9 protein-coding genes are annotated in these 14,007 nt (G+C 69.0%); 4 read left to right on the forward strand and 5 right to left on the reverse strand.

Annotated elements, in window-relative coordinates:
- Nucleotides 1-9 precede the first annotated feature (9 nt).
- Nucleotides 10-2,412 (forward strand): phosphoenolpyruvate synthase, encoded by a 2,403-nt coding sequence (gene ppsA, locus AC6EUH_RS04595; RefSeq protein WP_056427968.1) that lies wholly within the window; start codon nucleotides 10-12, stop codon nucleotides 2,410-2,412.
- Here the strand turns inward: ppsA and AC6EUH_RS04600 are convergent.
- The gene (locus tag AC6EUH_RS04600) at nucleotides 2,360-4,354 is read right to left on the reverse strand and encodes a heavy metal translocating P-type ATPase (RefSeq protein WP_499737920.1); all 1,995 of its coding nucleotides are present in this window, start codon (nucleotides 4,352-4,354) and stop codon (nucleotides 2,360-2,362) included. The genes ppsA and AC6EUH_RS04600 overlap by 53 nt on opposite strands.
- A gap of 229 nt (nucleotides 4,355-4,583) precedes the next feature.
- On the opposite strand from AC6EUH_RS04600, the gene AC6EUH_RS04605 reads away from it, so the two are divergent.
- The 3 genes from AC6EUH_RS04605 (at nucleotide 4,584) to AC6EUH_RS04615 (ending at nucleotide 9,959) form a co-directional block, all read left to right on the forward strand.
- A complete protein-coding gene (locus tag AC6EUH_RS04605) occupies nucleotides 4,584-5,699 on the forward strand; it encodes an SDR family oxidoreductase (protein ID WP_499737921.1) in 1,116 nt (371 codons plus the stop codon).
- A gap of 218 nt (nucleotides 5,700-5,917) precedes the next feature.
- The gene (locus AC6EUH_RS04610) at nucleotides 5,918-6,700 is read left to right on the forward strand and encodes a polysaccharide deacetylase family protein (protein ID WP_499737922.1); all 783 of its coding nucleotides are present in this window, start codon (nucleotides 5,918-5,920) and stop codon (nucleotides 6,698-6,700) included.
- Nucleotides 6,701-6,785: 85 nt separating this feature from the next.
- The gene (locus tag AC6EUH_RS04615) at nucleotides 6,786-9,959 is read left to right on the forward strand and encodes an HAD-IA family hydrolase (RefSeq protein ID WP_499737923.1); all 3,174 of its coding nucleotides are present in this window, start codon (nucleotides 6,786-6,788) and stop codon (nucleotides 9,957-9,959) included.
- Nucleotides 9,960-10,014: 55 nt separating this feature from the next.
- Here the strand turns inward: AC6EUH_RS04615 and AC6EUH_RS04620 are convergent, their stop codons facing one another.
- The 4 genes from AC6EUH_RS04620 to AC6EUH_RS04635 form a co-directional block, all read right to left on the reverse strand.
- On the reverse strand, nucleotides 10,015-11,022 hold the full coding sequence (locus AC6EUH_RS04620; protein ID WP_082492623.1) for a zinc-dependent alcohol dehydrogenase family protein: 1,008 nt from the start codon (nucleotides 11,020-11,022) through the stop codon (nucleotides 10,015-10,017).
- Between the two features lie 62 nt (nucleotides 11,023-11,084).
- Nucleotides 11,085-12,065, reverse strand: a complete 981-nt coding sequence (locus AC6EUH_RS04625; RefSeq protein WP_499737924.1) for a universal stress protein — start codon at nucleotides 12,063-12,065, stop codon at nucleotides 11,085-11,087.
- Nucleotides 12,066-12,140: 75 nt separating this feature from the next.
- Entirely contained in the window at nucleotides 12,141-13,310 is a 1,170-nt protein-coding gene (locus AC6EUH_RS04630) for a YihY/virulence factor BrkB family protein (RefSeq protein ID WP_499737925.1), read from the reverse strand.
- A gap of 84 nt (nucleotides 13,311-13,394) precedes the next feature.
- On the reverse strand, nucleotides 13,395-13,991 hold the full coding sequence (locus tag AC6EUH_RS04635; RefSeq protein ID WP_499737926.1) for a DUF3618 domain-containing protein: 597 nt from the start codon (nucleotides 13,989-13,991) through the stop codon (nucleotides 13,395-13,397).
- Nucleotides 13,992-14,007 lie beyond the last annotated feature (16 nt).

A 14,007-nucleotide genomic window follows, 5' to 3' on the forward strand; every position in this document is an offset into this window, starting at 1 on the left:
GATGGGTGCATGGCTGACTCCCCGGTGTTGTGGTTCGAAGAGATCGGCATGGGTGATGTCCCGCAGGTGGGCGGCAAGAACGCGTCCCTCGGCGAACTCATCCAGTCCCTCAAAGCCAAGGGTGTGCGGGTGCCGGACGGCTTCGCCACCACCGCGGACGCCTACCGCCGGTTCCTCGACGCCAACGGGATCGAGGCCGCGATGCGCTCGCGGATCCAGTCCTATCGCGCGGGTGAAACGTCGCTGCGCGCCACCGGGGAGGCCATCCGGGAGCTGTTCCTGGACAGCGAGTTTCCCGACGACATCGCCGGATCCATCCGTTCCCATTACCGGGACCTGGGGGAGCGCGCCGGCCAGGACCGGCTCTCGGTCGCGGTCCGAAGCAGCGCCACCGCCGAGGACCTGCCGGACGCCAGCTTCGCCGGGCAGCAGGAGACATTCCTGAACATCACCGGGGAACGTGAACTCCTGGACGCCTGCCGCCGCTGCTACGCCTCCCTGTTCACCGACCGGGCCATCAGCTACCGCGAGGTCAAGGGCTTTGACCACCTCGATGTCGCCCTCTCGATCGGCGTCCAGCGGATGGTGCGCTCCGACGTCGGCGCCTCCGGGGTGATGTTCTCCATCGACACCGACTCGGGCTTCCCCCGCGTGGCCGTGGTCAGCGCCGCCTGGGGCCTCGGCGAAACCGTGGTCCAGGGCACCATCAACCCGGACAAGTACCTTGTGTTCAAGCCGCTCCTGGCGGCTCCCGCGGGCGCGGGCGACATCAGCCCGATCATTGAAAAGACCCTCGGTTCCAAGGACCGGAAGATGGTCTACAGCCGGGGCGGCCATGCGCGGACCAAGATGGTGGACACCTCCGACGCCGAACGCCGCGCTTTCGTCCTGGCCGACGCCGAGATCCTCGCGCTGGCGCGCTGGGCGGTGAGCGTGGAGGAGCACTACGCGCGGCCGATGGACATGGAGTGGGCCCGGGACGGCGTGACCGGGGAGCTGTTTATGGTCCAGGCCCGCCCGGAGACGGTCCAGTCGCAGAAATCAGGCTCCCGGTTCACCCTCCACCACCTGCGGGAAACCGGCACGGTGCTGGCCTCCGGCGCCGCGATCGGCGACTCGATAGCGCAGGGCACCGCGTGCGTGATCCGGAGCGCGGCGGACATCGAGAATTTCCGCGACGGCGCCATCCTTGTCACGGAGATGACCGACCCGGACTGGGTTCCGGTCATGAAGCGGGCGGCCGGCATCGTCACCGACCACGGCGGCCCCACAAGCCATGCGGCGATCGTGAGCCGCGAACTCGGGGTCCCCGCCGTCGTCGGCACCGGCAACGCCACCACGGTCCTGGCGGAAGGCCTGGCCGTGACCATTTCGTGCGCCGAGGGCGATGAAGGTCGCGTGTACGAGGGGAGCCTGGCATTCGACACCGAGGAGGTGGACCTCGGGGAGCTGCCGGAAACGCGCACCAAAGTCATGGTCAACATCGCCAGCCCCGCCGCCGCCTTCCAATGGTGGCGGCTGCCCGCCGACGGCGTCGGGCTCGCCCGGATGGAATTCATCATCAGCAGCCTCATCCGGGTCCACCCGATGGCGCTGGTCCACCCGGAGCGGGTCACCGACGCCGGGGACGCAGAGCAGATCCGCCTCCTCACCAGCAGCTACGCGGACCCGAAGGACTACTTTGTGGACGCCCTGGCCCTCGGCATCGCCAAGATCGCCGCGCCGTACCATCCCCGGCCCGTGATCGTGCGGCTCAGCGATTTCAAGACCAACGAGTACGCGCACCTGATTGGCGGTTCGGCCTTCGAGGAACCGGAGGAGAACCCCATGCTCGGCTTCCGCGGCGCCTCCCGATACTACGACGAGCGCTATCGCGAGGGATTCGCCCTTGAGTGTGCGGCCCTCAAACGGGTCCGGGAGAAGCTCGGCTTCGGCAACATCATCGTGATGATCCCGTTCTGCCGGACCCCGCAGGAAGCGGACCGGGTGCTGTCCGTGATGGCGGAGAACGGCCTGGTCCGGGGTGAGAACGGCCTGCAGGTCTACATGATGTGCGAGATCCCATCCAACGTTGTCCTCGCGGAAAAGTTTGCCACCCGCTTCGACGGCTTCTCCATCGGCTCCAATGACCTCACCCAGCTGGTCCTGGGCGTGGACCGGGATTCGGCGCAGCTGGCCGCGCTCTTCGATGAGCGGGACGAGGCCGTCATGGCGATGATCAGCGAGGCCATCCGCAAGGCCCATGCCGCCGGGATCAAGATCGGCATCTGCGGCCAGGGTCCCAGCAACCACCCGGAGTTCGCGGCATTCCTGGTCCGCGAGGGCATCGACTCGATCTCGCTGAACCCGGACAGCTACCTCAGGACTGTTCCGCGGATCGCGGAAGCCGAGAAACAGGCGCCGGCCCGGTAGCGCCGCCGTCGAGCGTTCGACGCGTCCCCGGGGTGCCCGTTCCCTTCTTCCCGGCGCCCCTGCCGGCACTCTTGCCGGGACTGAGCGCGCGCAGCGCGTTGAGGATCGTGGCCAGGTCCACGAGTTCCTGGGACAGGGCCCCGGCGATCGCCGGGACATAGCCGGCCGCCGCCGCGAGCATCAAGGCGACGCTCAGCCCGATGCCGATCCAGATGCTCTGCAGCGCCACCTTCACGGTGCGCTGCCCGATCCGCACGGCGGACGCCACCTTGGACAGGTCGTCGAGGATGATCACGACGTCGGCGGACTCGCCGGCCGCCGTCGAGCCGCGTGCGCCCATGGCGATCCCGACGTCGGCGACCGCCAGGACGGGGGCGTCGTTGACGCCGTCGCCGACCATCATGACCGGACGGAGCGGCAGGGACCGGACGGCTTCAACCTTGTCCGGCGGCAGGCACTCGGCGCGGACATCGGTGAGGCCGGCCCCTTGTGCGATGTGCTGGGCGGTGGCGAGCGCGTCCCCGGTCAGCATGACTGTCCGGGTCACGCCCATGGACTCCAGCTCCGCCAGCGTGCGGCGGGCTTCCGTGCGGATCGGGTCGCTCATCACGAGTGCGCCGGCGAATTCACCGGCCACGCCCACGTAAATGGCGAGTTCGCCGCTGGCCAGTGCCATTTCCGCGACGCCGGCGGCCGATTCGGCGACAAATTTGGGCTTGCCGACCACCACGTCGCGGCCGTCGAAGCGGGCCCGGACGCCGTGTGTGGCGAATTCACTGGCTTCCGTGGCGGATTCGAAGACCAGGCCGCGGTCCCGCGCTGCGTCCATCACCGAGGCGGCCAGCACATGGGAGGAATACTGTTCGGCCGAGGCCGCCAGACCCAGGACCTCGTCCTCCGTCAGGGACCCGGCTGTCCGGACACCGATCAGGGCGGGCCGGCCGTAGGTCAGGGTGCCCGTCTTGTCGAAGGCGGCCGTCTTGATCCGGCTCAGTTGTTCCAGGACGCCGGCGTATTTGACGATGATGCCGGAATGCGCGGCGCGGCTCATCCCGCCGAGGAACGCCACGGGGGCAGCGATCAGCAGCGGGCAGGGAGTGGCCACCACCAGCACTTCGGCGAACCGGGCAGGGTCTCCGCTGATGATCCAGCCGGCGGCGCCCAGGGCGTAGGCGAGGGCCGTGAAGGGTATGGCATACCGGTCAGCCAGCCGCACCATGGGTGCCTTGCTCTCCGAGGCTTCCTTGACCAGGGCAACAATGCGGCTGTACTGCGAATCCTCCATCAGGGCCGATACCTGCATCCGGACCGCGGCCTCGCCGTTGAGGGATCCGCTCATCAGCGGATCGCCGGCGACCCGTTCCACCGGCAGGCTCTCCCCGGTGAGTGAGGATTCGTCGAAGGTGCCGGATTCGGAGAGCAGGACGCCGTCCAGCGGCACCACCTCACCGGGCCGCACCAGCAGGATGTCGCCGATCCGGACATCAGTGGCGGCCACGTCCTCGTGCTGGCCGTTTGTTTGCGATTCGGATGCGGTGGATCCGTCAGTTTGGGTTCCGGCGGCGGAGGTGCCGCCGCGCTCGCGGTGGGCCGTCTGCGGGACGCGTTCCAGCAGGGACGTCAGTTCCTTTTTGGCCCGGCCGGCGGCGTAGTCCTCGAGGGCGGTCCCGCCGGCCAGCATGAGGACAATGATCATGGACGCGATGAACTCGCCCACCAGGACGGTGCTGACGATCGCGGTGACCGCCAGGATGTCGATGCCCCATTGGCCGCCCGCCAGCCGGCGGGCCATCCCGACGGCAAGGTAAGCCGCCACGGCCAGGGCATAGATGCTGGCTGCGATCTGCGCAATCAACAGCTGCCCGGACAGCAGGAGTATCAGCACCCCGAGCAGGGCAACGAGAGTGCCCGCAACCAGCGGATAGCGGAGCAAGAGTTTCACGGATATCCTGCCTTCGAATTCGCGCTATCTTCACGCGCCTTCCACTAATTGCATCCTACTGCCGTCCCCTTCCCCGGAGGCCCGTTCGGGCCCAGGTTACGAAGCGCCGGCGGGCCGCCCCCCACAGGCATGAGACGCTGGAACGGGCCGGGAGCGAGCCGTCCCGGCCAGACCGGCCCGCAGCCTGGGACCCGGTGACGGCGCAACGGACAGTATCAGGAGGAATGGCGTGCAAAGCAGTTCAGACACCGTCAACACGAAGACTGCCTTGGTGGTTGGGGCCACGGGGATTGCCGGATCCGCCCTGGTCGACAGGCTCGTGGATGAGGGCTGGGACGTGGTGGCCCTGTCCCGCAGCCGGATCCGGCGCGGCGGTATCCGCCAAGTGAGCGCGGATCTGAATTCGGTGGAGAGCTTGCGGACAGCCCTGGCCGGCGAAAGGCCGAGCCACGTGTTCTACACCGCCTGGTCGCGGATGAACACGGAACAAGAAAACATCGAGACCAATGCGGCCATGCTGCGGAACCTGCTCGCCAGCCTCAGCAGCCACCCGGTGAAGCATGTGGCCCTCATGACCGGGCTGAAGCACTATCTGGGCCCCTTTGAAGCGTATGCGGCGGGGGAGATGCCGGACACTCCCTTCCGCGAAAGCGAGCCGAGGCTGCCGACGCCCAACTTCTACTACGCCCAGGAGGACGAGTTGTGGGCTGCCGCGGGGAAGCAAGGCTTCGGCTGGTCCGTCCACCGGGCGCATACGGTGATAGGGCATGCGGTCGGAAATGCGATGAACATGGGTCTCACGCTCGCCGTACAGGCATCCATTTGCCGCGAACTCGGGCAACCCTTCATCTTTCCCGGCTCCGAGACGCAGTGGAACAGCCTGACTGACATGACCGACAGCGGTCTGCTGGCAGAACACATGATCTGGGCGGCCACCGCCGACGGGGTAGGCGACGAGGCCTACAACATCGTCAACGGTGACATCTTCCGCTGGCGGCGAATGTGGCCCGCGCTGGCCGCCTATTTCGGCGTCGAGCCCGAAGGCTACTCCGGGCAGCCCCGCCCGCTGGAACAGCAGATGCTCGGCAGGGAGGGCGTCTGGGCGGACATGGCCGCCCGCTATGGGCTGGCTGAACCCCAACTGGCACGGCTCGCGTCCTGGTGGCACACAGACGGTGATCTGGGCCGGAACCTCGAAGTGGTCACCGACATGAGCAAGAGCCGACTGGCGGGCTTCACCGGGTACCGCCGCACGGAAGATGCCTTTATCAGCTTGTTCGACCGGTGCCGGACCGACCGCCTGATTCCCGCCGCGCCGCAGGCCGCGCGGGCCTTTCAGCCCTAGTCCCGCTGCGACCGGCGGCGCCACAGTGAATCATGTGGGCGATCTTCCGGGGCGAGCGACGCCGATGGCTCGCGGTTGCGCTTGCCGTGCTGTTGCTGGCCGCCGCGGTGGTGCTGGCGGGCGTCTTCTCGTCGGTGCCACCCGCGGCGGGGCCGACATCCCCGCCGTCGGCCACTGACAGTCCGGCTTCGCCCTCGGCCACTGCGAGTCCGTCTGCGATGACGCCGGCCAGTGCCGCGCCCCCGCCGCCACCGTCGGACGCTCCGGCCCCCACCGCCAGCGCAACGGTCCCGGCCGCCCCGGCTCCCGCACCGCCGCCCGCCGTCCCGGCTCCGAAGCCTCCCGCTCCGGCGCCCCCGCCGTTTCCTGCCGCCCTGGCCGGCCGCGACCTCGAAGTGATTCCGGGGGCCGGAGCGGTGGTGGCCCTGACGTTCGACGCCGGCGCCAACTCGGCGGGGCTGCCAAGCATCCTGAAGACGCTGTCCGCCAAAGGCGTGCGCGGCACGTTTTTCCTGACCGGCAACTGGGCCGCGGCCAACCCGGCCGGAGTCGCCGCGATCGTCGCGGGCGGCCACCGCCTGGGCAACCACTCCATGACCCATCCGGGGTTCACCGGACTCAGCGATGCCGCGATCGGACAGCAGCTCTCGGCGGCACAGCAGGCAATCCAGGCCGGCGGAGGAGACCCCCGTCCGCTGTTCCGGTTCCCCCTTGGCGACCGGGACGCCCGGACCATCGCCACGGTCAACGCCTACGGTTATCTTCCCGTCCGCTGGACCGTGGATACCCTGGGCTGGAAGGGCAGCAGCGGAGGGATCACGGCGCGGATCGTGGCGGACCGCGTGCTCGCCCGGCTGCAGCCGGGCGAGATCGTGCTGATGCACATCGGTTCCAATCCCGACGACGGAACCACCCTGGACGCAGACGCCCTGCCCGGGATGATCGAGCGGATCCGGCATGCCGGTTACGGCTTCACCACGCTCGATGCGTTGCTGGGCTGATGGCCGTCAGGGAAGCCCGGGACGGGCAGGTAATTGCGGCGGAACGGGACCGCCGCGGTGTCCGGAACGTGGATCCGGGTGTGGCATGACGGAGTCGCCCACCGTTGCCGCCGCCCTGGCCCCCGTTGATGCCGTGATCCTGGACCTCGACGGAGTGGTCACGGACACGGCGGAGCTCCGCGCGGCGGCGTGGAAGGAACTCTTCGACGACGCCCTCCAGGACCCGCGGCTGCCCGCCGGAACCCGCCGGGACCCGTTTACCGCCGACGACTACCGGGACCAGGTGGCTGGCCGGACCTGGGAGGGCGCGGTAGCCGCCTTCCTCGGCTCCCGCGGCGGGGCAGTCCCGGACGGCTCGCCCACGGACGGCTCCGGGGCGTGGACAGCCTTCGGGCTCGCGGCACGCCAGAGCGAACTGTTCGAGAAACTGCTCGGCAACAACCCGGTCCGGGCGTTCCCCGGTACCGCGGACCTGCTTGGCAGGCTGAAGGCGGGCCGGATTCCCGTGGTGCTGGCCACCTCCGCCCGGAACGCGGGGGCACTGCTGGGTGCCGCGGGCCTGGAGGACGTCTTCGATCACGTCATCGACGGGCAGACGGCCCTGGACCGCGACGTCGGGGGCAAGCCTGCCCCCGCGCTGCCGCTGGAAGCGGTGCGCCGGCTCGAGATTCCGCCGGCCCGGGCCATGGTCATCGAGGACTCAGCCGCCGGGGTGGAAGCCGGGCGGCGCGGCGGCTTCGGGCTCGTCGTTGGCATCGACCGGGACGGGCGCCGGGAAGCGCTGGAGGCGGCGGGCGCCGACGTCGTCGTCGAAGATCTCAGCCAACTTGATATCGGACTCGTCATCACCCACCCGTGGCTGCTGGTCTACGAGGGCTTCGACCCGGCGCACGAACGCCACCGTGAAGCCCTCACCACCCTGGGCAACGGCTACCTGGCCACCAGGGGTGCGGCGCCGGAGCACCGCGCCGGGGAAGTGCACTACCCGGGCAGCTACCTCGCCGGCGTCTACAACTCCCTGCGCAGCGTTGTCCTGGGCCAGGAGACGGTGGACGAGCACATGGTCAACATCCCCGACTGGCTGCCTCTGGACCTCCGGATCGGCGACGGTGCGTGGTGGTCCGAGGGCGGGCTCTCGCTCCGCAGCGAGCGGCGCACCCTGGATTTGAAGCGTGCCGTGCTGACCCGGGAAGCGATCCTGGAGGACGACGCCGGCCGGCAGCTCCAGCTGCTGCAGCGCCGCCTCGTCTCCATGGCCGCGCCGCACCTCGCGGCGCTCGAGACTGTCATCACGGCGGTCGGCTGGGGCGGGGACATGAGTGTCCGCAGCGGCTGCGACACGGACGTCACCAACTCCAACGTTCCCGAGGACGCGGCATTGTCCAACCGGCATCTGGGGTCCGTCCAGGTCTCCGCATCCGGGGCCGGCCCGGGCGCCGCGGAGCTCACGGTGGAAGCCCGGACCGTCACCAGCGGGATCGGGATCGCCCTCGCGCTCCGGACCGCCGTCGTCCGGACCGGCGGACCGGCGGGGGCCGGGATTCCCGAGCAGCTGGGCGGCCTGTATACGCACCGCTTCGATGTTTCCCTGGCCGAGGGGGAGCAGCTGACAGTGCTGAAAACCGTGGCCGTGGCCTCTTCCCGGGACCACGCCATTGCCTCGCCGCTGACGGCCGCGCGGGCAGTCCTGGCCCGCGCGTCGGGCGGTTTTGAGGCACTGCAGGCCGAGCACGAGGCCGCGTGGGCGATCCTGCTCCAGCCCTTCGTTATTGAGTTCGACGCCAGCTCCCAGGCGCAGCTCATCCTCAACCTGCACGTCTTCCACCTGCTGCAGACGCTCACCACCCACACCGCGGAACTGGACGCCGGCGTTCCGGCCCGCGGGCTGCATGGCGAGGGCTACCGGGGCCACGTCTTCTGGGACGAACTGTTCGTCCTCCCGCTGCTCAACTCCCGGCTGCCGTCCCTCGCGCGGGAGCTGATCGACTACCGGTGGCGGCGGCTCGGTGCAGCGCGCGATGCCGCGCGGGCGGCCGGGCTGAAGGGGGCGCTGTTCCCGTGGCAAAGCGGCGGGGACGGCACCGAACAGACACCTAAGCTGCTGTTCAACCGGCTGTCCGGGCATTGGATGCCGGACTATTCCCGGCTTCAGCGGCATGTTGGACTCGCTGTCGCCTACAACGCCTGGCAGTACTTCGAGGCCACCCAGGACCGCGGGTGGCTGACCGGGCACGGTGCGGAAATCATCGTCGACGTCGCACGGTTGTTCGCGTCGATGGCCGAATTCGATGCGGCGCATGACCGTTTCCACCTCCGCGGCGTTATGGGTCCGGACGAATACCACACCGGCAACCCGGGCAACCCTGGCGGCGGACTGAACGACAACGCGTACACCAACATCATGGCGGCGTGGGTTTTCGACCAAGCCGTCTGGATCATGCATTCGGTCCAGGGCTTCGATATGGACGAACTGCGCGCCCGGCTGCTGATCACCGCCGCCGAGATCGCGGCCTGGGAACACCTCAGCCGGCGCATGTTCGTCCCGTTCCACGACGACGGTGTCATCAGCCAGTTCGACGGCTACAGTGCGCTCCGGGAACTCGACTGGAAACACTACCGGCGCAGCTATGGGCTCATCGAGCGGCTTGACCTGATCCTGGAGGCGGAAGGGGACAGCACCAATCATTACCGGCTGGCCAAACAAGCCGACGTCCTGATGCTGCTGTACGTCCTGGGCGAGGACCAGCTCATCCGGTTCCTGGCCCGGATGGGTTATGCCGTCACCTCCCCGCAGATGGCCGCCACGGTGGACTTCTACCTGGCCCGGACGGCGCACGGATCCACGCTCAGCCGGGTGGCCCACGCCTCGGTGTTGGCGCAGCGCGATCCCGAGCGGGCGTGGGTGACCTTTCGGGAGGCTCTGGACGCGGACCTGGACGACACCCAGGGCGGAACCACCAGCTCCGGCATCCATCTGGGTGCCATGGCCGGGACGATCGACGTCGTGCAGCGCAGTTTCGCCGGGCTGCGGATCACCCGCGATGCCCTCGATTTCGCGCCCCGGCTGCCAGCGGAGCTCAGCCGCGTGGACTTCCGGGTCCGCTACCGGGACCAGATGCTTGCCGTGCATTTGGAGCGCGACCGCCTGAGGGTGTCGGCAGCTCCCGGGGACGCGGCCCCGGTGCTGGTGCGGGTGGGTACGCGGCGGGTGCTGCTCCGGGCCGGGCAGGAACACGAGTTCCTGCGCCGGGACGACTGACCGGGCGATCCCGCACGGACGCGCCGGCCGCCTGACCCGGCCCCATGGTCGCCGGCTACGCGGAATCCATCCGCAGCACGGCAGCGCCCGTGATCCGGTCCTCCGACAGGTCCAGCAGGGCCCGGTCCGCGGCCGAGAACGGATAGGGCACCGTGGTGGGCCGAAGCGGGATCTCCGCGGCGATGCGGAAGAACTCTTCGCCGTCGGCCCGGGTGTTGGCCGTGACACTGCGCAACTGGCGTTCCTGGAACAGCTCCGTGGCGTAGTGCAGCGGCGGAATGTCACTCAGGTGGATGCCGGCCACGGCGAGCGTGCCGCCGCGGTCCAGGGCCCGCAGGGCCACCGGAACCAGGTCGCCGGCCGGAGCGAACAGTATGGCCGAGTCCAGCGGATCCGGCGGCTGCTCATCGGCGCCGCCCACAAAGGTCGCCCCCAGCTCAAGGGCCAGGTTGCGCGCTTCCTCCGACCGCGTCATCACGTACACGCGGGCACCCCGGTAGAGGGCGATCTGTGCCGCCAGATGCGCTGACCCGCCAAAGCCGTAAATTCCGAGCCGGCCGCCGATCGGCAGCTCGGCCCGGGAAAGCGCGCGGTAGCCGATGATGCCCGCGCACAGCAGGGGCGCAGCTTCTTCGTCCGGGAAGCTTGACGGGAGCCGGTAGGCGAAGTCCTCGGCCACCGTCATGAGTTCCGCGTAGCCGCCGTCGCGGTCCCAGCCGGTGAACAGGGGCGAGAGGCAGAGGTTCTCCTGCCCGCGCAGGCAGAAGCGGCAGACGCCGCAGGTCCCGCCGAGCCAGGCCGCCCCGATCCGGTCGCCGGGGGAGAACCGTGTGGCGCGGGGCCCGCACGCCACTACTTCGCCCACCACTTCGTGGCCCGGAATGACGCCGGGGTGCCGCGGGGCGAGGTCGCCCTCGGCCAAGTGAAGGTCCGTGCGGCAGACCCCGCAAGCCCGGACCTTCAAGAGCACCTCCCCGGGGCCGGGTATGGGATCGGGGCACTCATCCGCCACGAGGGGGCCGCTTCTCATCGGTCCGGGCTGTCCTACCCGCCAGGCTCGCACGGGCGTCCTCCTCTGCTAAAACCTTCAGCTCCCCTCTGAAGGCGGTGGTCCGGTGGGTGGGATCAGCGCGTAATCAGGACGTTGCAACGCGCCTTATTTAGGACGGCGGTGACGGTGTTCCCGGGCCCGCCCTCACGGTTATGGGTTCCAATCACCAGGACCTCGGCGTCAGTGGCGGCCGCCAGTAGTTCCTTGGACGCCGCGTGGCCTTCCCGCAGGACGCCGGTGATCGACAGGTCCGGGGCCAGCGACCGGGCCTCCGCCAGGAAATGGTCCAGCAGGTCCTGGCCGTGCCTGACATGCCGGCCATGGCCTTCACGGGTCCTGCCGGAGGTCTTGTCGATATGGACAATCTGCAGAGGCGCGCCGATGATCGTGGCAAGACGGGCGGCACCGGCCAGCGCCGCGGAGCTCCGGGACGTCCCGTCGATGCCAACCACAACGGGGGCCGCGGCCTGCCCGGGGCCGCGCCGGCGGCGGATCACCATCAACGGGCAGGGCGAGGACCCGGCCAGGGCCAGGCAGACCGATCCGGCAACATGCCCCAGCACACCCCCCAGGCCGCGGCTGCTGACCACCAGGAGGCGGGCGTCACCCGTCGCGTCGCGCAGCACCGGCGCCGGGAGTCCTGCTTCCATGACCCCTTCGACGTCGGAATCGGTTCCGGCGGTGGCGCCGGGGGCCACTCCTTCAGCGGCTCCGTCGGCCGGGGCTCCGTCGGCGGGGACAGGCGCAGCGGATGCGGGGCCGGTTTGTGCCGATTGTGCGGTGGTCCGGGCGGCGGCGAGGGACGCGCGGGCAAGGTCAACGCCCTCGGCGAGGATCGCCTCCGCCGAGTGCCGCAGCCCGCTGCCCTCCACGCCCTTGACCGGGCCGAGCTTCTTGGTGAACACCGGCCAGACCCAGGCGTGGACCACCCGCATCCTGTAATTTCCGGTAGCGGCATATTCCGCGGCCCACCGGACGGCGTCCTGCGCAGCCTCCGAGCCGTCGTAGCCCACGGCCACCGTTCCGGGGCCCTGCCCTGTATCGGGTGCCGTCATGCGTCCTCCCGGTCAGCTGTGTCCGCCTCCGGGCGGTACTTTGGCCCCAGTAGAACGCATGGGGGCCCCGAAGGGCTAGGGGCTTTGGTCCCGCGGGTTGCTCGGCTCGGAGGCGGGACCGGGCCGGGGCGTGGCGGCGTCGGTGTCCGCACGACTGCTCCGCTCACGCAATTCGCGGCCGCGCTGGATGTCTTCCTCTTCGCGCGCCTGCAGCTTGTCGCTCTGCTTGGTATCCCGGGGCGGCAACTGGATGGTTTCCTCGGCTTCGATGCCGGCCTGGAGCTGGCGGCCCCGCTCCATCTCGGCGTCGAACTCCGCCCCGAACAGCAGGGACATGTTGAGGATCCAGAGCCACAGCAGCGAGACGATCACGCCGCCGATCGCACCGTACGTTTTGTCGTAGCTGTTGAAGTTGGCCACGTAGAAGGCGAAGGCCAGGGAGGCCAGCAGGAAGATCACCAGAGCGATGGCCGATCCAAGGCTCATCCAGCGGAACTTCGGCTGCTTCACGTTCGGTGTGGCGTAGTAGAGGATGGCGATCGCAAGGATCACGAGCAACAGGATCACTGGCCATTTGAGAATGTTCCAGGCCGTCAGGACGGCGCCGCCCAGGCCGATGGTGTTGCCGACGGACTCGGCCACCGGCCCGCTCAGGACCAGCATGGCTGAAAGGACCAGGACGATCAGCACGGTGGCAATGGTGACTGCCAGCATCGTGCCCCGAAGTTTGATGAACGGCCGGCCCTCGTCGATTTCGTAGACCCGGTTCATGGCCCGTCCGAACGCCCCGACGTAGCCTGACGCGGACCAGAGGGCGGTGACAATACCCACCACCAGGGTGAGTCCGGCTGCTGAGTTACTGCTGAGCTGCTCGATCGGCTGGCGGATCGCCTCGACGGTTTCAGCCGGCGCGAAACCTTGGACGATCTCCAAGAGCGCGGACGTGGTCTTCTCAGCCTGACCAAAGATGCCCAGCAGGGACACAAGGGCCAAGAGGGCGGGGAATATTGAGAGGACCGAGTAGTAGGTCAGGGCGGCGGCGAGGTCAGGGCACTGGTCCTTCGTGAACTCACGCAGGGTCTTCTTCGCGATGTACTTCCACGAGGGCTTGGTGACGTCGGCCGGACTGTCCGGTTTGCGGGAGTCGTCCGGAGCGGGTGCCGTGCGGGCCTTGGCGGTGCTGCTCTCAGCCGTTTCGGCGTCGGTCATAGAGTCATTGTCTGCCGTGGCAGGGTTCTGGGCCATGGGAAATCTTCTTTCATCGGGTTAAGCACATCGGCCGGCCGCCCGCACGCGTGTGCGCAGGGCGGCCGGCCGGGTCAAGCGGGACTAGAGCTGCTGGACGTTGTCCTTGGCCTCGGCCGTCCGGTCCTTGACGTCCGCCACGGCGCCCTGGCCTTCCGACTTCACGTGCTCGGTGGCGTCGGCGGCTGTTGCCTTGACGTTCTCCACGGCTTCCTGTGCCGGCTCCCGGAGGCCTTCTGCCACGTTCTTGGCGGCCTCGGTGAGTTCCGTGGTGAGCGGTTCGGCCGCAGTCTTCAGGGCATCCGCGGCTTCGCGTTCCTTCTGGCTGGCCGGGATCAGGGAGGAGACGAGCAGGCCGGCCCCGAAGGCGATCAGTCCTGCCGCCAGCGGGTTGCCCTGTGTTTTGGTCTTGACCTGGGTGGGCGCATCTCCGATCGCGGCACCGGCGTCGCTCAGGTGCGCCCCGGCGCTGCCGGCGGCCGAGTGCATGGTGCCCGCAGTGTGGTCGGCAGACCCCATGACCTTCTCCTTCGCGCCGAAGACGGCGTCTTTAACTCTGTCAGTTTGGCGCTGGACGATGTGGGACGGGGTGACCTTGTCCGCGACGGCATCGACGTTCGTGCCCAGCCGCGCTCGGGTTGCTTCAATATCTGCTCGGATGACATCCGGGTTTTCACTCATCGTGTTTCCTCGCTGT

The organism is Arthrobacter sp. 001422645 (genome assembly GCF_059816125.1).